The following is an 18,656-nucleotide window of genomic DNA, read 5'->3' on the forward strand; positions in this document are numbered from 1 at the left end:
GCCAAAATAATGCGCAGCAACATCGCCACGCCTTACGGAAATTGCGCGCCTACGCCGCGTTCCTTCGCATTATCGCCACCTCGCGATAAGCAATCATTCATTCCAACCTGCGCGAGGCACTCGAGGCAACCCGGATCGTCGACACTGACAGTGGCGATACCCTGAATTCAGGCGCCAAATCGGCTGCGCTTTCGGTGTTTGAAGGCACCAAGCAGCGCTTCTTCGCGCAGCTCCTTCTATCGATGAAGCTGCCGAGCCTGCTGCCTGCGATTGATACGGCACTTGCCGACGGCAACGCTGTTGTAGTTCAACTCGTCTCGACCGCCGAAGCCATGCTCAACCGCCGCCTCGCTGATCTCTCCGATGCGGAACGTGAAGCACTCGAAATCGATCTCTCCCCCCGCGAATATGTGTAATGTTGAGCTCAACATTAGATATATTCTTTGCAGTCGCAGTTTATGTCGAGCGTGGCGGCGCGAGGCGCAGGTTTCCTTCGGTTTTCCATGATTTCACTCCAGATATTATGAGGGTTAGAGAGAGTGTTCGGAGACGGGTCAGGCCCGCCTTCGAACGTCAGTGAGCATTGTGATCAAGGCGTCGGAAGGCGGCTTGAAGCGCCCCGGCTTGATCGCAGGGGCACCGTGGGCTGCGAGAATCTGCAGCTTCTCTTCGGGATCGGCGCGCAAGTAGGTCTCGGTGCTCTGGATACTGGCGTGGCCGAGCCATAATGCGACCTTGCGAATGTCCCCCGTCGCCGCGAGCGTGTGCATCGCGCAAGAATGACGAAGCACGTGGGGTGTGACGCGCTTCCCAAGGATCGACGGCTGCTTCGTCGCTGCCGTCTTGACGTGCTCGGCCAATCGGAACGCAAATCCGTCGCGGGTCATCGGCTGCCCGTTGGCATTGAGGAATATCTCGGTGACCTCAACTTGAGGCCGGATCGCAAGCCATGCGCGCAATGCGATCTGGGTCTCCTTCCACAGCGGCAGGACCCGTTCACGTCGCCCTTTGCCCATGATGTGCATGGTGGACAGGGAGCGGTCCGGGAAATCGCCCAGTTGCAGCGTTACGAGTTCCGACACCCTCAGTCCGCCAGCATAGGTAAGATGCAGCATCGCGCGATCACGGGTGCCGAGGCGTGTCCGGGGATCGGGTGTATCGAGCAAAGCCTTGATCTCGGCCCGGTCGAGATAATCGATCAGCGCCTTGTCTGTCTTCTTGGTCGGGATTGCTCTGACACGGAGTGCCTGATCGAGGCAGGCTGGAATCCGGTACTCGATGTATCGGAAGAAGGATCGGATCGCGGCGAGCCTGCCATTGCGGGTCCGCACGCAGCTGCCGCGGCCGATCTCGACATGATCGAGGAAGGCCATGATCATGTCTGTGTCGAGATCCTCAACCTCTAGATCGGTCGGTCGGCGCTTCAGCCGATCGGCAGCGAACTGGACGAGGAGGACGAAGCAGTTGGCATAGGTCTTCACCGTGTGCGGGCTGACGGCGCGTTCGCGCGGCAGATGTTCCCGCAGATATGCCGAGAGATGGGGAGCAAGCGCCGTCATGCCGCTTCTCCTTGAAAAAGTTGCTCGCTTGCAGCCGCAATGTCGCGCAGCAGCACTGGCGTGGCTTCGAGATACCAGTACGTGTTGGCGATCGACGCGTGCCCCAGGTAGACACTGAGACCGGCCATGTGGTGGGCAATGGCCTCCCTGTCACGCGGGCAGGACTCAAGCGAGCGAACAGCGAACGTATGTCGCAGATCGTGGAGTCGCATGCCTGCCGTACCGGTTGCTCCACGATATCCGAGAAGCCGGGCCAACCTGACGAACACGACGTGGGCGCGCACCTTGTGCGGCGCCCGCCCCCGGATAGTGACGAACAGGTCATTACACTTGGCCGGGTGCTTCGCGCGGATCGCAATGTAGGCTTCGAGTGCTTGGCGCGTCGATGGCTGCAAGGCGATCAGCCGCTGCTTGCCGAACTTGCCGTTGCGGACGACCAGCCCATCCTCGACCAGATCGTCGCACTGTAGGGCGAGAGCCTCGGAAATCCGGAGACCTGTCGCCGCGAGCAGGCCGAACAGGTAATGGTACGTGTATGGGCTAATCGTGCCATGGGGCGGAACGTTCAATGCCGCCGCCATGATCGCCCGCACCTGGTCCGGTTCGATGATGGTCGGAGTGGGACGTGGCCGCTTCCCCCGGCCGAAAACGCCGACAGGCGGGACTTCGTGGTCTGGGTCCTCGGCGTGAGCGAAAAGGCTGAAATTACGAGCAGCGTCGTACCTATGGCGAGCCACGTTCTGCGAGCTTGCCGTGTGGCACCAGTCGTAGATGCGCTGCACTCGGGTGTGCCGGTCACCGAAGCGTTCGGCGAAAGCGGCGTATTGGCGCAGCAGTCGTTCCTGTTCCGAGAACTTCCGCCCCAAGCCGCGATACAGCGAGACGTATCTGGCAATGTGCGTGTTCAGCATGACGGTTCTCCCGGCCATGGCTGCGCGATCTTCATGAGCATCGGCAGGTCGACCTTGGCGTAGATGGCGGTGGTCTCGGGCGAGCTGTGGCGCAGGATCGTTCCAACGGACTCCAGCCCTGCGCCCGCGCGCAGCAAGTTGGTGGCAAGCGAATGCCGGAAAATGTGCGATCCGGTCGGCACGCCTTCGATCCCGCCGCGCTCATGCGTGCGTGCAACGATGCCGGCGATCTCCGCCGATGAGCGGAACGAACGGAACGGGGCTTGCGCGCGCACGAACAGATGCGGATCGGCGGTCTTGGGACGCGCCGTGGCAATGTAGTCCAGGATCGCGTCACCGACGTCCTGAGGCAATGGCAGGCGATCAGGCCGACGCGCCTTGCCCTTGACCGTCAGGTGGCCCGAGCGCCAGTCGATATCGTCGAGGTGCATATCCCGAATATCACCGGCACGCAGGCCAAGCCGGGCGAGCAGGAGAATGATGGCCTTGTCCCGAACTTCCACCGGGCGATCAGTCGGACATGCGCCGATGATCTGCTCGATCGTTGCCGGGTTGACGTGCCGGGGCAGCGTCGAAAGACGGTAGCGTTGCACTGATGGGATCGCGTGCAACAAAGCTGGACGGCAAACACCCTGCACGACCAGGAACCGAATATAGCTCCTCATTATCGTGACGAGCAGTGATGCAGAACCCGGCGTCTCCTTGCTTCGTTGTTGAAACGCACGCCTGAGGACGGCTGCATCCCATTGTGAAGGGTCGCCGAGCATAGGCATGAGCCGCCTGATATCGGCCCGGTAGCGCCGGATCGTCTCATCGGTCGCGCCGCGGTGTTGCTTGAGCCATGCCAGATATGCCGCCATGTGCGGGTCGTCATCCGACACCGGTTCGACTGAAGGGATGACACCCCGGCCGCGCAAGAACTCGACGAAGTGCCGAGCGCCACGCCGCCGCCGCTTCGCGCCCGAGGCGACGAGCTTGCCCCGCTTGCGCCAGACCGGACAGCGGCAACCATGCGCCGCGTACTGGTCGAGGATCGCGTCATCGACATCGGCCCACGACTGCCGCTTGATGCGAAGCCAAGCCACAATATGCTCGGCTTCCGACCGGTAGCCCTGTGCCACTCCAGGGGCGAGTTGCAGGCTGTCGATTGCATCGGAGTAGTCGGTGAGGTGACGGGGGAGATCGTCGATCCCATCGTCGACTTCGATATACCCTTGATCTTCGAGGAACCGGACAAAGCGCCGGACCCGCGCAGCCTGATCAGTCTTATAGGCGGCTTGCTGAGCCGAGTATCCGTGGCACCGACAACGGTGCTTCTCGAACCGTCGGACGACTTGATCGCCGAGCGTACTGACCGGGATGGCATGCACATCCAGCCAATGCAGGAAATGACGGATCGCTGCACTGTACAGGATCGAACAGGCCGCTTCCTCCTTGACCCACAGAGAGGAGAGGAAGGCGTTGAATAGGGCATCTGAGCTCGGCGGATCTTCGATCCGGAGCTGTGCCGGACAAAACAGCTCTGATGATCTTGTTCTCATGGTGGTTCCTTCGACTTGTTCAGGTCGAGGGAACCGTAATTATCTGGAGTGAAATCATGGAAAACCGAAGGAAACCTGCGCCTCCTGCCGCCGCGCTCGACATAAACTGCGACTGCAAAGAATACGTGGTCGATTACCTCACCAAGAGCTTTCCCGTGCGGTTGATGTCCGTGTTTACGGACGAGAACGGCAATGCCCGGTCCGAACCGATGAGTGATGAGAACGGTGCTCCTGTTCTCTGCCGCTCGGCGCTTGCCGCGCGCGATCGCATGATCGAGCAGCTTTGTGCCTTACCGCCGATCGCGACGGCGCTCGATGCGATCATTGAACGGTTCGGTGTCGATCAGGTCGCCGAAGTCACGGGCCGTACTCGCCGCCTGATTGTCGGACGCGATGGACGCCAGGTGCTCCAGTCGCGTTCTCCGCGCGCCAATGTCGTCGAGACGCGAGATTTCATGGACGGAACCAAGCGAATTCTGGTCTTCTCCGATGCCGGTGGCACCGGCCGCAGTTATCATGCCGACCTCGCGGCAAAGAACCAGATGCGCCGGGTCCACTTTCTACTTGAGCCCGGCTGGCGGGCCGATGCCGCAATTCAAGGGCTTGGCCGTACCAACCGCACCAATCAGGCTTCTGCCCCGCTGTTCCGCCCGGTGACCACCGATGTGCGTGGCGAACGTCGGTTTATATCGACCATTGCGCGTCGGCTCGACAGCCTCGGTGCATTAACCAGAGGGCAGCGCCAGACTGGTGGGCAGAACCTCTTCGATCCTGCCGATAATCTCGAGAGTACTTACGCCAAGGAGGCGCTTCATCGCTGGTTCGGTCTGCTGTTCGCAGGCAAGCTCGAAGCCGTTACGCTCTCTCGGTTTGAGGAATTGAGCGGGCTCAGGGTCGAAGGGCCCGACGGCGGGATGGTCGATGACCTGCCAACCATCCAGCGCTGGCTCAATCGCATCCTCGCGTTGCCTATTGCTCTGCAAAACGGGATATTTGACGAGTTTCTCGGCCTCGTCGAAGCACGGATCGACGCAGCACGCCAGGCCGGCACGCTCGACATTGGGGTCGAGACCATTGCGGTAGAGCAATACGAGGTGCTGACCGACACGCTACTGCGCACCGATGCGCTGTCGGGTGCGACTACGCATCTCCTGGAACTCGAGATCGCCCGCGCGCTCAAGCCTTTGCGTCTCGAACGGCTGGAAGAGCTCTACGGCTTTTCAGGTTCGCGTCAGCAACTTCTGCGCAATGCGCGCTCAGGCCGGATCGGGCTGCTTGTCCCGGCGCGAAGTCTGCTCACCGACGAAGGTACGCGTGTGGCCCGCTTCGAGCTTGTCCGCCCCTTGAAGCACGGACACATCACAGCCGATCAACTCGAAGAGAGCAATTGGGAAACGGTGGATCCAACCGAATTTCGCCGCCTCTGGCAGGCGGAGGTCGATGACGCTGCCACAAATCACAAGCGTGAGCGACTGCATCTTGCAACGGGCCTGCTGCTTCCGGTGTGGGACAAACTCCCTTCCGACTATGTTCGCGTCAGCCGGATTTCGGCGCGAGACGGACGCTCGCTGTTAGGCCGGGAGGTTCCGCTCCATTGCGTGCCCGAACTATGCCAGGTGCTTGGTCTTGAAGACGAACATGCCTTCTCGGCAGAGCAAGTCGTCGATGCGGTGATCGGGACCGGGCGGCCGATGCAAATCAAGAGCCGCGAAGCGCTCACGCTCAAGCGCAGCCTCGTCAACGGCGCGCAGCGGCTCGAACTGGCAGGTTGGTCGGCGTCGCGCCTCGACTGGTACAAGGCACATGGGTGTTTCACCGAGATCATCCGTTATCAGACGCGGCTTTTCGTTCCGACCACGAACGCAGTGGCGGTCTTGGCGCGGCTTGCAATCTGATTTTGACGAACCTTGCCAAATGGCATTAAAATGCTATATGCTGCCATATGGAGAATAGTCATGCTGGCTTTGCAACCCGTTGATACCGTCCCCCACGCCTTTCGGCCCGACCCTGTAACCCAGGAGGAAGCAGCGGCGATGTTCCGCGCCGTGCTGAACCTGTTTGGGAAATGGGAAGTAACGGACGAACAGGCAGCGACTTTGCTCGACATGCCGGTTCGCTCCTACCGGCGGTGGAAGGCTGAGGGTGCGGGCCGTGTCTCGCGTGATGGTGCGGCGCGGCTCTCCAACCTGATGGGTATCCACAAGGCGCTGAGGATCATCTTTTCCGAAGCCCAACGTGGCTACGCCTGGATCAAGGCAGGCAACGCTGCCTTTGCCGGAGCGAGTGCACTCGACGTCATGCTTGGCGGCGAGCTGACTGATATCATGCGGGTGCGTCGTTATCTTGATGCCGAACGTGGTGCCTGGTGATCGATCCCAAGGCAATTCCGGTTGCCCAGGTCGAGTGGAAAGGTGCTGTACGGATTATCCGCAGTGCCTTTCCACCGATCGACCTGTTCGAAGATATCGCAGACCCCGCAGATTGGCCGCTGCTGATCTCTGCCGAGCAAAAAACCAATCCGCGCATTATGGCGACGATCGGCAATCTCGATCTGGTACCTGCTGACCGCCGGGTAGGGGGCAACGGCGCATCCTATCTGATGGCCCCGTTCACGCATGTCAGCACTGACCGACCAAGTCGCTTCACCGATGGGACCTACGGCGTCCTATACGCGGGAGATGCATTCGAAACTGCACTGTTCGAGACAATCCATCATCATGCTCGCTTCATGGCTCGCACTGTAGAAGCGCCAGGCTGGACCTCACAGTTCCGTGAGATTGTCCTTTCGGTGAGCGCCGATCTTCACGATCTCAGGAGCCTTGCCGCAGGCGATCCCGCGCTTGATCCCGACAACTATGCTGCATCGCAAGCCCTCGCTGTTGCGCTCAAAGGGGGCGGGGCCGAAGGTCTTGTCTATCCGAGCATCCGGCAACCGGGCGGTGAGTGTGTCGGCTTGTTCTACCCGGATTGTGCATCAGAGCCCATTCAGGGCCGTCACCTCGACTACCATTGGGACGGAACGGGCGTCGACCTGGTTCGAGACGCGGGAACAGGGGCGGTATTTCGAGTGGTGGATGCCGCGTAGACTGAAGGTCCAACGTCTGTTTTCTGCTGCGGTGATTCCGACAGTTTCGCACCCTATCTCAGTCATTCGACGACTCCTGACATGCTCTTGATAGCGGATGTCGAAATCATCGTCGCAAAGCGGCAGCAATTGGGGATATTGGGTGCTCTTCAGACTCAGGGACCACATCGCGATAAGCTGCCCATAGTTCAGGTGACGGAACTGTTCTGACGAACGTCGCCGTCGTCCAACGATTAAGACTGACCAGATCTGCCACTGGAATTGCGGAAGCGGTTTGTCGTTCAGGCGCAATTGGTCATAACCTGAGGGGCGCATCGGCACGTTTGGAACTTTTAAGCAGACAGGAATCTCAGCGGGCATAGCAGGAATGTACGCCTTCAAGCGGACGCTAAGCCGAACCGGCGCTCGTAAAACCAGGATTGAGCCTTTCGAAACCGTCCCCATGCAGCACTGTCGAGCGGTGATCGATGCCAAGCAGATCGAGATCGATCAGGCGGTGAACGGGGCCGCCATGTAGCAGACGCAGGATCTCCGAAACCGCTAATGCCGCGGCAACGGCTCCCACGAATGGTGCACCCACGGCCTTGCCGGCGAGTAGCGTCATGCCACAGCGGTCGAGGACGCCATCATTCATCAGGTTGGCATAGGCAGGCCGATCCTCGACCTTTTCTGCGGTCACCGCAGCCTTCCACAACTCGGCGGTCGGACGAGCCCCGGGAAGAGTGTGCAGGCGCATGGTTCGAAAATCACGATGGCCTCGGCCAAGGCCTGCTTCCACGATCATGTCGAAGCCGACCTGATCGAGCGCCCTGCGCCCTGCCGCGTTGTCGAGGCCACACAGCGCGATCGCCGGCTCGTCCGGGCGGCGCCTGAAATCGGCGTCGAACAGACGTTCCTGGAGCGAGGTCTGAAACCCGCGGCGCTCCGCCCAGCCCGCCATCGCGCGGGTCTTCTTCACCCCGATTAGGGTTGCGTCGGTGAGAATGGAGGTGCTCTCAGTCGAAGCCGTGATCGCGTCGAAATCCTGCAGCACCAGCATCACTTCGGCAGGCTCTGCGAAGGGTAAGAGGCCGAGCGCCCAGAGATAGGCCTGGCCCAGGTGCCCCAGGCCGATCAGCCAGAGCTGCGACGGCAGAAAGGTCAGCGCGGGTTCGGACGGATCGGCCGCGAGCCAGTCGATATCGCGAGATGGCCGCCACAACGACAGCCCGACCGCGCTGCGTCCAGCCACCTTGGCGCCGTTGACGTGCAGGAAGGCTTCATTGATCGCCAGCGCCGCCGCCAGCATCCCGGCCAAAGGGTTGGCCGGTCCAGCCTCGGGCGCGAGGTCGGCATGGGCGGGAACGATGCCGCCGCGCCAGCCCGCCGCTGCGGTGCGGATGGCGAAGCCGTCTCGACGCCCCAGCCTCGGGCCGATGACCACCATCGGCGCGTCCGAGCCGCCGCCAATCTCGCCCCCGAGCGCCTTGACCGCGTCGCCGAGCGTCGGCCCCAGTGGCGGAAGGGTGCTGACCGGAGCTTCAAGAGTCCCGACGACGGTGACGCCGCCTAGAAAAACGCGCCGCCCTAGTGCCACGGCTGTCAGCAGCGTCGCCTGTTCGACCGGATCGGCTGGATCGTCGGGCATGAAGGTGATGGCGAGGCGAAATCCCTGGAACAAGGCCTCGGCCTCGGCGACGGTCGCGGCGGCGCCGCTATCGATCGCCTGCTTGACCAGGCGGTGCAGTGAATCTGCGGAGACGATGGCAGTCATGGCGTTTCCTTAGAAACCGATGTGGAAGAAGGCGGTCCGATCGTCTCGGCCCACAGCCGCCCAGCGCTTGCCGCCCAGGTAGCGGTAGATGCCGATCGAGGCGCGGGGCTGCGGCGGGGCGGCGAAGTTCGGAAGAATCAGCGCTAGGTGGCCGGCGCGCGAGATCATCGGATGGTCGCGATCGGATTCGCTCTGACCGGCTCCGGCCGGATGGACGTGGATGTCAGCAACCACGCTCAGCGCGCGTTCCTTGCACATCGCCCAGAGCGCGCCGAAGTGACGCCCATCGAAACGCACGATCCCGGTGTCGAGGCAGTGCGGATCGAGATCGTCATAGAGGACGAAGTCGACGATCCGGCGCCGGCCGCCTTCCTGCCGCCCAAGCAAGAAGGCGCCGCTCTCGCGGCTGGCGCCGCGGCCACGCTGGCGGAGCGCGCGACACAGGCGCCACCAAGTCCACCAGGAACAGGACAGTTCATGCTGCGGCGCGAAGCGGCGGCGAATAATCGCGGCAATTGAGAAGTTCATGGACCAGCTCCAGATATTGGACGACACCGTCGGCGGGACGCCAAATTTTCGAGGGCATCTCGTGACGCCAGTTCTCGTGACCGGCGAAAGACTCGCGGTCGCACGGCAGATACAGTGCGCTGCCGTTTTTCCAGTCGGTGCGGAAAACCGCCGAGACACGGCCACCACGGCCCCGTGGCCAGAGGTCGAACGGCAGGATCTGGTCGGCAGCCATATCCCAGGGACCGCCGGTCGGCAGTGCCTGCGGAAAGCCGGCGCAGTTCAGGCGCAGCACGAACTCGCGGCCGTCCTTGGCGGTGACGCCGATGAAGGCGTGGGGCCAGCGGGTCTCGACCAGCCGCCAGCGGCCTTCGACTTGGCCGAGGCGGAACGTGGCGCGGGCCACGTCCGCTTCGAACGCGCGCTGATCGGGCCCGATCACCGCCGATCCTCACTCGCGCCGTTAACGCGCTCGTCAGCGACCAAGTCGAAGGCGAGCCCACAGGTCTTGCGGTTCGCCAGCACGCCGATGTGGGTGCCGGGCGCCGGTCGCTCGTGGGTGCCGGCGATCTGGAGGACGTGCTCGCCGGACTCCTCGTCGGTCATCCCGAACTTGCGCTCGGCCGCCCACCGCTTGACGCGCGCGACGGTCGCGCTGGGCGCGAACTTCCGGTCGATCGTCTCACCGTTGTAGGTGACCGCCACCGTGATGTGGCGGCAGTGGTGGAGGTGCAGCTTCAGGCCCTTGCCGCCAGCGCGGTCCTTCACCGTCTGGGCGTCGTCGAGCGGATCGTCCTCGTCTTCAGCGAACAGCAGCGCGTCGACCGCGCCGCCGTGCTTGTCGATGAGGCGGGCCTTGATGTCGGCGAAGGTGGTATCGGGCTCGATTTCGAGGTGCTCGATCTCGGCAACGCCTTCGCCCTGGTAGAACAGGTCGATGATCTTCATGGGTTCACACTCCAGGATCGAAGTGTGAGGCCCGATTGCCCCTCTTTCGTCCCTTACCTTCCTGATCGGAAGGCGAGCGCAAAACCGGAAAGCCGGATCGCCGTTTGTCAGGTCAGATTGAGATCGCCCACAGGCGTCGCCGCGCAGATGAAGAAATGCGGGCAGCGCGGACAGGTGACCGCGTCGATCTCGACCGGGAAATCGCCGGCGGCGATGCCCGCCAGCATGGTTTCGCTCTTGGCCCGGCGATTGCCGAGCTTTGTCCCCGAGAGCGTGACGGGCTCGGCCGTGCCGTCGGTCAGATGCAGTGCCTGCACCACAACGCCCGCGCCGAACTGGGCTTGGGCCGCCAGCTGGTAAAGCGTATACTCCAGCCGGTCATACTCGTCGCTGCGCTTGTAGCCCGTGCGCACCCGACGGACGACGACCGTGCCATCGGGAAGTTCGGCCAGCTCATCCGGCTCCACCAAGACCCGCCCGTTGGCGAAGTCGATGGCGAGCGGTTGCGCCTCGCGGAATCGGCGACCCGCGCCCGCATCTATCAGCGCCGCCAGGAGACGACCCGCCAGCCGTCGATAATCGGCGGCGAAGGCGTGGTCGGCCGGTCCGCGCTGCGCCCAGATCGCTTCGAAGGCGGCCTCCACCTCGGCAAGCGTCGGCGTCGACGTCCGGCGGGCGTCGGCGAGCCAGCGGAGCAGGTCGTAAAGGCAGTCGTGAGTGCGCGAGAAGGCGGTCGGATTTCGAGCGCCGCCCAAGCCAAGCACGTGGGTGTAGAAGAAGCGGCGCGGGCATTTCTCGTAGGCGCCGAGCCGACTGTCGGTCAGCGCCCAATCCTCGGGCCAGGCGATCGCGATCGGTCCCATTGTGGAGGCACCTTCCCGAGGCGGCATCATCGCCGGTCGGGCGATCTCGCTCACACGGCCACCCGGTAGCCAATCGAGATAAGGTGACGGCGAGCGGTTGTTGCCGTTGGGCTGTTTGCGTGCAAGCGAGAGCGTTAGGTGCGTGCGCGCCCGCGACAACGCGACGAAGAAGAGACATTCCTCTTCGTGTTCGTGAGCCCGTTTGGCCTCGTCCGAGACGGACAGCGCTTGCGCGCCCTCGATCATCCCGGTTGGCGGCGGGCAGCGCTGGCCGCGATTCGAAGCCGGGAAGCTCGATTTAGTGAGACCGGGCACATGCACGGCCTCGAACTCGAGGCCCTTGCTGCCATGCACCGTCATGAGACGGACCGCGTCTAGATGCAGTGCCGCCGCCGGCACTTGGCGCAGGTCGCGCTCCTCGGCGAGCAGCACCAACTGTCGCACTCGATCGAGCGTTCGTTGGATCGGCGCGCCCGCCCCCACCGGGCTCTGCTCGCGCGCGAAGTTCAGGAACTGCCAGATGGCGACCGCGCGCATTCGTGCCGTCACCGAGGCGGCCGCCCCGTAACGGCGTGCAAGGTCGGTCCGGTCCAGCAGATAGGTCGACAAGAAGTCCCATGCCGAACTGCGCGGCGACAGCCCGGCTAGATCCGCCGCGAGCCGCGCTACCCCCTCTCGGCCGCCCGACGAGAGCCCGGGCGCGCTCGCGGCCTCGGTGAGCCCCACTAGTGCCGGCCGCTCGTCCGCGCGAAGGTGGCGCGAGACCGCTCGGACGTCCTGCAGGCTAAGCCCGTATCTCGGCATGGCGCCGACGCGCACAAGCGCATCGCCGAACGGATCGACCGTCAGGCTGAGCAGCGCTAGCAGGTCGCGGACTTCTTCGCGTTCGAAGAGGCTGCCCAGATGCAGAACCGGAATGTCGCGCGCCTCCAGCGCCGAGGCGATCTCGTTCAAGCGTTTGTTGGACCGGCAGAGCACCGCTTGGTCGCGCAGGCGAACGCCGCCCGTTTCAACGTCACGGATTCGCGCGGCGATGCCGGCGGCTTCGTCCGACAGGGTTTCGAAACGGCGAATCTCGGGCATACCCGGCCCCGCGCCCCGATCGGCCGCGAGCGCGAGCGGAAGCATGCCTTGCGACGCGCCCATATGCGGAGCGACCGCCGCGAAAGCATGAACCACTTGTTCGGTCGAGCGGTAATTGACGCCGAGCTGATCGACGACGGCGCCAGGATAGTCCGTAGAGAACCGCGCCATGTTGGCCGAGGAGGCGCCGCGAAATCGGTAGATCGACTGCCGCGAGTCCCCGACCACCCAGAGCCGCTCGCCGGCGCCGGCGACCGCTTTGAGCAGGCGCGCGCTGGCCCGGTTCACATCCTGATACTCGTCGACCAGGACATGCCGATGGCGCAGCTGCACTGCCGTCCGGATCGCTGCATCCGCTTCAAGGAGCTTTGCCGGCAACATGATCAGGTCGCCGAAATCGACCCCGCCATGACGGGTCTTGGCGTCCTCGTAGAGATCGTAGATGTCCGCGATCTCCAGGCACTTGGCGGCCGCGACCTGCCTGTCTTCATCAATGCCTGCCGCATCGCGCATCGCCAAGGCCAGCGCGCGGTAGCGCGCCGGATCGGTCATCTCGTCCTTGGCGCGCGAGATCGCCGCGACCACGTCGCGGAGCACCATCGCCGGATCCCATAGATTTCGAAAATGGATGAGCGGAAGCGTCGGCAGGATCTCCTCAAGCAGTTCGATCGCATCGCTGCGGTCGAACAGGGTGGGATTCGACGACAGGCCAAGCCGATCATGATGACGACGCACCAGATCGAGCCCGAAAGCGTGAAATGTTCCGACCCAGAGTTTAGGCACGGCCCCCGGCAGCGCGCTCGACAGGCGCTCCGATAGCTCGCCGGCGGCCCGGTTCGAGAAGGTGAGGATGAGCATCGCCGCCGGATCGATCCCCTCTGCAACCAGCGAGTTCACACGCTTGACGAGGGTGCGCGTCTTGCCGGTGCCAGGCCCCGCTTGTAGCTGGAACGGCGAGCCGCGGTGGGCGGCTGCCCGGTCCTGCGATGGGTCTGGCCGCGGCACATAGGCAGGCGCCGGCTCCGCCGCCGCGAGCTCGGACTCCGGTAAAAGTAAAGCATCGAAAAGCTGTTGGCGGACGAGCGGGATCGGCAGTCCAGTTTGGGCGGTGATCGACGTCGCGCCAAGACCCTGGGCGATGTGAAGACGTCGCGCGAGAGCGCGCGGGAGCAACAATTCGCGTCCGAAGACGTTCGCCTGAAGCTCACGGCGCTCGCGCACACCATAATCTTCGACGCGTTGCAGCCCAACGGGCGCGGCTTCGGTAGAGCGCGAAGCGTCAATGTCCGCCGCGGAGCAGGTTGCCGAGCCGGCATGGAGCCGCGCGTGTCCGAGTTCGTGCGCAACCAGCAACGCCCGCGCAGACCCGTCGCCGTTGGATTCGCAGCAGATGCTGCCGCTCTGATCGTCGTAGAGTGCGCGCGCGCCCTTCAACGCCGGATCGCCAGCCGGCAACCAGACAAGCTCGATGTCGAGGTCCGCCGCAGCCGTCTCGACCAGCGCCAAGGGATTTAGGGGATCCACACCCTTGGCCACCAGCGCCTGATGGAGGGCTGCGGCGGCGGACCGGATCGGCTCGAACGCATCCATCGATTAGAGCGCCAACAACGCGCGCTGTTGAGCCTCGCTCAAGCCAGAACTCCGAACCGCTTCCTCGAAGGTCTGGCGTCCGCCGTTGTTGGGCTTGTCGTCCGCCTTATAGAATTGTGGGCCCGCAGTACCGCCCTGGGCAGCCGCAAAGTGAGCGACTACCACATCGAGCGGCGCGCGCAGATCATCGGCGACCCGCTTTCGAAATCCAGGAGTCAGCGTGTCGGGCTCGATTTGCCGATCTCTCAGTTTGGCCACAAAGACGCTGCTAGCGTCCAGCCGCCTCGCGAACCCGCGAAAGTCCTCGCGCGAGAGTGATGCGAACGGATTTATTGCGTACGCCGAGACCGATCGATCGGTCGCAGCCGGCAGGCGCGTCGACTCCGAGACCGCATGCAGCCGGTTCTGGAATCGGCTCATGGCGCGCGAAACGGCCGGGCTCAAGATATTCGGATCAAGCGCAGCCTTGGCCGCCTCGACAACTGCTTCACCGTGCAGTGCGTCGATGGCGATCGAGATCGCGAAGTCGGTCAGTTCGCCGCCAAACTGGGGGAAACGACGTACGAGATCGTCGAGCAAGGCTGCGTCGGGGGCGTCCTTTGCGATCGACAAGGCGTAAAGCGCATCCCTTAGCTCGGGCGGGCTGGCGGTGATTGACGGGGTCATAGATCCTCCTTGAAACGGGCCAGCTTCGTCGCCGCCCGTGTCAGCCGGTTGCGAATTGTACGTCCGGTGCAGTCGCAGCGTGTCGCCGCAGTCTCCTCGGCCGGATCGTCGGACTCTTCTTGATAGCCGAGCGCGTGAACGAGGATTACCGCGTCACGTTCGTCGGGCGGCAGCTCTAGAATCGCATCGTGAAGCTCGGACCGGAAAACGTCGCCGTCCTGCGTCGCCGGCGAGCGGAACACCTCTGATACTCGGGCGAATACATCGTCATGAGGTTCGGGCTCGCCGTCCTGGTCGGGCTCGGGCATCTGCGCCACAAGCTTGAGCCGCCCCGTCTCACGGCGAACGACGTCGATCCGGAAGAAGCGGAAGGCGCGATTAAATTTGCACTCATAGAAGTCCAGCTCGTCGGGATTCTTGCCTGTGCCATCGCTAGCGAACATTTCGCTGAACTCGCCCAGTATGTCCTCTCGAACAGTGGCGGCTTCCGGAAGTTGCCCGTCGGGCACCTTAACAATAAGATTTGCCTCGCAGCGGGCGAGCAGAACCGGCAGCACCAGGCTGATCAGCCCTTGATCACCGGTCCGGCGCCCATGCCGGACCAAGTGAACGAGCGTCTCGGAGCGTAAATGGTCGGCGTCTTGTGGGTCGGTGATGTCAAGCCGGGCGCGAAGCGGCTGGTGGGGCAGCGTGAGAGCAGCGTCGATTTGCGTTTCAACGTCATCTGGGCGAACGAGGGGGCCGTTGGCGCCGGTTTTCTGTAATGTTCGAGCCATTATGCCCCCTTGCCTTATGCAACAGCAGTTCTGCGAGCGTTCCAAAAACCCGCTAGTCTCCGCTGATCGCGGTGGGGCCGAAAATCCGGAAAGCTGTTTTTGCTTTTTCGACGATTTCTATGCCTTGGCGCATACCACCCTGCAAATGCCTCCGAGTTGCCGTTAGCAACTTAATCGCAGCAACTGTTTGAATGTAGGTCAGCTTTTGGCGAACTAATACGGAGACTGCAACGACGGCTTGTTCACGACTGCGGGCCCGCCCATTGTTTCGCCGGAATCTTTGCTTTCCTATGTCTGGTGTCTTGAACCGGACAGGTGGCAACCGGCCCATCGCCAGTCATTGAGAGGGAAGGGCGCTTGCTTCTGTTTGAGCCGAATGAGCGTCGAAGGTCGATGCTTGAGCTCGCAATCAGGAGTAAGTCCCATGATCAAGTCGATCCCGCTGACCAAGTTGGTCCAGTCCCCTCGCAACGTCCGCCGTCACGGTGATCCAGCTGCAGATTCCGAACTGAAAGCGAGCATTGCAGCCCATGGGTTGTTGCAGAACCTCATCGTCCGGCCTGCGGCTCGTAGCAAATTCGAGGTTGAAGCTGGAGAGCGTCGCCGGTGCGCCTTGCTGGCGCTTGCCGAAGAGAAAGTCCTGCCGAAGGGCTACGAGGTTACTTGCCTCGTTCTTGAAGACGATGCGGAACTCGCAGTCGAAACGAGCCTGGCCGAAAACTTCCATCGCCTCGCGATGAACCCGGCTGACGAAGCGCAGGCGTTCGCTGCTCTGATCGACGCAGGTGCCTCGACGGAGGATGTTGCGCGCCGCTTCGGGCTGACGGTCCGCTTCGTCGAAGGCAGGCTGCGTCTTGCGACCCTCGCGCCTGTCGTCTTCGCTGCTCTGGCGACCGGCGAAATCACTCTCGATCTCGCCAAAGCTTTCGGCGCGACCTCCGACCACGAAATTCAGGCTCGCGTCTATGAACAGGCGTCCTCGGGGTATTATGCGCCCAGCGCCGACAGCATCCGGCGCATGGTGCTCTCCGGCACGGTCCGCGGCAGCGACGCTCGTGCCCGTCTTGTCGGCCGTGACGCCTACATCGCTGCGGGTGGCCGGATTGAACGCGAACTGTTCGACGACGATGACAGCGAGTCCTGGGTCGATGTCGCGCTTCTGGAAACCCTCGCCTCGGAGGAGATGGAAAAGCGCGCCAAGGCGCTCGCAGCAGAGCAGGGTCTTGCCTGGGTCAAGCCGACGCTTGACGCCTATGCCAGTCACGACCTCGTCGATGGCCTCATTCGCCTTCCGGCCGAGCCGGCTCCGTTGACTGACGCCGAACTGGTCCGCCTTGACGAGCTCGATGCCTCGTACGACGCGCATGCGGCCATTCTTGAGGACGAAGACAGCGCCGAAGAAGCAATTGCTGCGGCCGAGGCGACGATCGAAGCGATCGAGCGCGAATGCCAGGACATTCGGGCAAAGCCCCCGGAGCTGGCACCCGAACTTAAGGCCGATGCCGGAATGATCCTCGTTCTCTCGCGCGACGGCACACCGGTTCTCCAGCCGGTGTTTTACGGCGAGCGCGACATCGAAGTCGTTGGTGACGAAGATGTCGTCGAAGTCGTTGCGAGTGTCGGCAGTGACGGCAGACGCCGTGCAGCGCTTTCCAAGCGTCTGGTCGACGAACTTGCGATGCAACGTCGTGACGTGCTCGCGCTCCACGTGGCATCGGATCCCGGCCTTTCGCTCGACATCATGGTCTTCACCCTCGCGGATGCCGACACCCACGACTGGCGGTCACGCGCGGCCACGACCTTGCGTGGCGGCGTCCCCGCGGGTCCGATTGTCGGGTTCGAAGCGAAGGATGCGCCGGCAAGCGCATCCCTTGCGGACCTGCGCTCGGGTCTCGATGAGAGCTGGCGATCTGGCGAAGACGCTTCGTCGCGCTTCAAGATGTTTCGGGCACTCGCTGATGAAAGTCGCGCAGCATGGCTCGGCTTCGTCGTCGCTCGCACGCTCGAGGCGAGCCTCAACATGGCAGGCGAACGTCAGATTTCGTTCCAGGATCATCTGGGCAGCACGATCGGCATCGACATAGCGCAATGGTGGCGTCCGACCGCGGCAAACTACTTCGACCGCGTCTCGAAGCAGGTCATCCTCGATGCGCTCACCGATGTCGGCGGCCTGGAACTATCGTCGCGCTTCGCATCGGTGAAGAAAGGGGATCTCGCGATGAGCGCCGAGCGCGTCTTCGCGGGGACCTACATTACCGAGGTCGAAGTTCGGGAGAGGGCGCTCGCCTGGGTGCCCGAAGTCATGCGCTTTGCCGAGCAGCCGGAAATTACTGCCGATCACGAAACGCAAGGTCCCGACGCGGATTGCGTCGCCAACGACGACAATCAGCCCCCGAGCGAGCTGGCCGCCTGACCTCCTCCTGACAGGAACGGCTGCTCGCCACCGTGAAGCGGTCCTCCGGCACATGCCGGGGGGCCGCTTCCTTCATGGAAAGAGAGCGGAGGGGGCTCCGGGATCTCCGGTACTGACCAACGGAACTGTCGTCAGGCCATTTCAGGAGATCCAACATGGCCTATCGCAAGGGACAAAGCGGCGGAGTGTCGCCTGCTACCCGTATCACCCAGGAAATCATCGCCCGCCTCGAGTCCGGCACGAAGCCGTGGATCAAGCCATGGCGCGGTGTGCCAGTCTCGCGCCCATTGCGGGCGTGCGGCGTCCCTTATCGCGGCATGAATGTATTCTGGCTCTGGATGGTTGCCGACATGTGCGGTTACGCCTCGCCGTTCTGGATGACCTATAATCAGGCCAAGGAACTTGGCGCGCAGGTGCGCAAGGGTGAAAAATCCACCATCGCGATCTTCTACAAGAGCTACACCAAGGAGGTCGAAGCACCCGACACCGGCGAAAAAACCGACGAAAGTCGCCGCGTGTTGAAGGCCTATCCGGTTTTCAACGCCGATCAGGTCGAAGGTCTTCCGGAACGTTTCCATCCCCACGCGACGCTTGAAGTGGTGGAACCCGAGGGCCGTCAGGCTGAACTCGACTCATTCTTTGCCAGTGTTCCGGCCGTCCTGCGGCATCAGGGCGACGAAGCCTATTATGAGCCTGTGGCTGACCGGGTGACAATGCCGCCCGCGCATCTCTTCTCGGGCTTCGACCACTATTACGCGACGCTCGCACACGAGCTGTCGCATTGGACCGGCCATGCCAGCCGCCTCGACCGCAATCTCAAGAATCGATTTGGTTCTGCAGCTTACGCCGCCGAGGAACTCATCGCCTTATCTGGACAGTCTGCACCGTGCCTGTCGCTTCATTGAACGGTATGATCCGGGCACGACGCAGGGGGTCATCAGGCCGGATGAAGCGCTATCCA

General features: G+C 62.9%; 15 protein-coding genes and 1 pseudogene. 6 read left to right on the plus strand and 10 right to left on the minus strand.

The window, feature by feature from the left end:
• Positions 1-89 precede the first annotated feature (89 nt).
• A pseudogene (locus tag GGQ88_RS20095) lies at positions 90-416 on the plus strand (strawberry notch-like NTP hydrolase domain-containing protein); the annotation flags it as partial.
• A 138-nt stretch (positions 417-554) separates the two neighbouring features.
• Here the strand turns inward: GGQ88_RS20095 and GGQ88_RS20100 are convergent.
• The 3 genes from GGQ88_RS20100 to GGQ88_RS20110 are packed head-to-tail and all read right to left on the minus strand — an operon-like array spanning position 555 to position 4,011.
• The gene (locus GGQ88_RS20100; protein WP_010339697.1) at positions 555-1,559 is read right to left on the minus strand and encodes a tyrosine-type recombinase/integrase; all 1,005 of its coding nucleotides are present in this window, start codon (positions 1,557-1,559) and stop codon (positions 555-557) included.
• A complete protein-coding gene (locus GGQ88_RS20105) occupies positions 1,556-2,470 on the minus strand; it encodes a tyrosine-type recombinase/integrase (RefSeq protein WP_037517935.1) in 915 nt (304 codons plus the stop codon). The genes GGQ88_RS20100 and GGQ88_RS20105 overlap by 4 nt, the downstream gene beginning before the upstream one ends.
• Complete coding sequence (locus tag GGQ88_RS20110) at positions 2,464-4,011, minus strand: tyrosine-type recombinase/integrase (protein ID WP_029548014.1); 1,548 nt, start codon at positions 4,009-4,011, stop codon at positions 2,464-2,466. Before GGQ88_RS20110 ends, GGQ88_RS20105 begins: the two co-directional genes overlap by 7 nt.
• Before the next feature lie 209 nt (positions 4,012-4,220).
• Between GGQ88_RS20110 and GGQ88_RS20115 the strand changes: the two genes are divergently transcribed.
• Genes GGQ88_RS20115 through GGQ88_RS20125 form a run of 3 tightly spaced genes read left to right on the plus strand, consistent with a single transcriptional unit; the run spans position 4,221 to position 7,096 of the window.
• Positions 4,221-5,906, plus strand: a complete 1,686-nt coding sequence (locus GGQ88_RS20115) for a strawberry notch C-terminal domain-containing protein (RefSeq protein WP_425490473.1) — start codon at positions 4,221-4,223, stop codon at positions 5,904-5,906.
• A gap of 60 nt (positions 5,907-5,966) precedes the next feature.
• Positions 5,967-6,380 (plus strand): MbcA/ParS/Xre antitoxin family protein, encoded by a 414-nt coding sequence (locus GGQ88_RS20120; protein ID WP_013832721.1) that lies wholly within the window; start codon positions 5,967-5,969, stop codon positions 6,378-6,380.
• On the plus strand, positions 6,377-7,096 hold the full coding sequence (locus GGQ88_RS20125; protein WP_183615234.1) for an RES family NAD+ phosphorylase: 720 nt from the start codon (positions 6,377-6,379) through the stop codon (positions 7,094-7,096). Before GGQ88_RS20120 ends, GGQ88_RS20125 begins: the two co-directional genes overlap by 4 nt.
• A gap of 388 nt (positions 7,097-7,484) precedes the next feature.
• Here the strand turns inward: GGQ88_RS20125 and GGQ88_RS20130 are convergent, their stop codons facing one another.
• From GGQ88_RS20130 to GGQ88_RS20160, 7 genes are all read right to left on the minus strand, one after another.
• On the minus strand, positions 7,485-8,849 hold the full coding sequence (locus tag GGQ88_RS20130; RefSeq protein ID WP_183615235.1) for a thiamine biosynthesis protein ThiF: 1,365 nt from the start codon (positions 8,847-8,849) through the stop codon (positions 7,485-7,487).
• Positions 8,850-8,858: 9 nt separating this feature from the next.
• Complete coding sequence (locus tag GGQ88_RS20135; RefSeq protein WP_183615236.1) at positions 8,859-9,377, minus strand: hypothetical protein; 519 nt, start codon at positions 9,375-9,377, stop codon at positions 8,859-8,861.
• A complete protein-coding gene (locus GGQ88_RS20140) occupies positions 9,325-9,798 on the minus strand; it encodes a DUF7665 family protein (protein ID WP_183615237.1) in 474 nt (157 codons plus the stop codon). Before GGQ88_RS20140 ends, GGQ88_RS20135 begins: the two co-directional genes overlap by 53 nt.
• Entirely contained in the window at positions 9,795-10,304 is a 510-nt protein-coding gene (locus GGQ88_RS20145; RefSeq protein ID WP_183615238.1) for a hypothetical protein, read from the minus strand. Before GGQ88_RS20145 ends, GGQ88_RS20140 begins: the two co-directional genes overlap by 4 nt.
• Before the next feature lie 107 nt (positions 10,305-10,411).
• On the minus strand, positions 10,412-13,840 hold the full coding sequence (locus GGQ88_RS20150) for an ATP-dependent helicase (protein WP_183615239.1): 3,429 nt from the start codon (positions 13,838-13,840) through the stop codon (positions 10,412-10,414).
• Between the two features lie 3 nt (positions 13,841-13,843).
• Entirely contained in the window at positions 13,844-14,452 is a 609-nt protein-coding gene (locus GGQ88_RS20155; protein WP_183615240.1) for a hypothetical protein, read from the minus strand.
• 50 nt (positions 14,453-14,502) lie between these two features.
• A complete protein-coding gene (locus GGQ88_RS20160; RefSeq protein ID WP_183615241.1) occupies positions 14,503-15,282 on the minus strand; it encodes an RNA polymerase sigma factor in 780 nt (259 codons plus the stop codon).
• Between the two features lie 424 nt (positions 15,283-15,706).
• On the opposite strand from GGQ88_RS20160, the gene GGQ88_RS20165 reads away from it, so the two are divergent.
• Both GGQ88_RS20165 and GGQ88_RS20170 read left to right on the plus strand, forming a co-directional pair.
• Positions 15,707-17,695 (plus strand): ParB/RepB/Spo0J family partition protein, encoded by a 1,989-nt coding sequence (locus GGQ88_RS20165; protein ID WP_183615242.1) that lies wholly within the window; start codon positions 15,707-15,709, stop codon positions 17,693-17,695.
• A 155-nt stretch (positions 17,696-17,850) separates the two neighbouring features.
• A complete protein-coding gene (locus tag GGQ88_RS20170; RefSeq protein ID WP_183615243.1) occupies positions 17,851-18,600 on the plus strand; it encodes an ArdC family protein in 750 nt (249 codons plus the stop codon).
• Positions 18,601-18,656 lie beyond the last annotated feature (56 nt).

Source organism: Novosphingobium hassiacum (assembly GCF_014196055.1).
In the GTDB taxonomy this organism is placed as follows: domain Bacteria; phylum Pseudomonadota; class Alphaproteobacteria; order Sphingomonadales; family Sphingomonadaceae; genus Novosphingobium; species Novosphingobium hassiacum.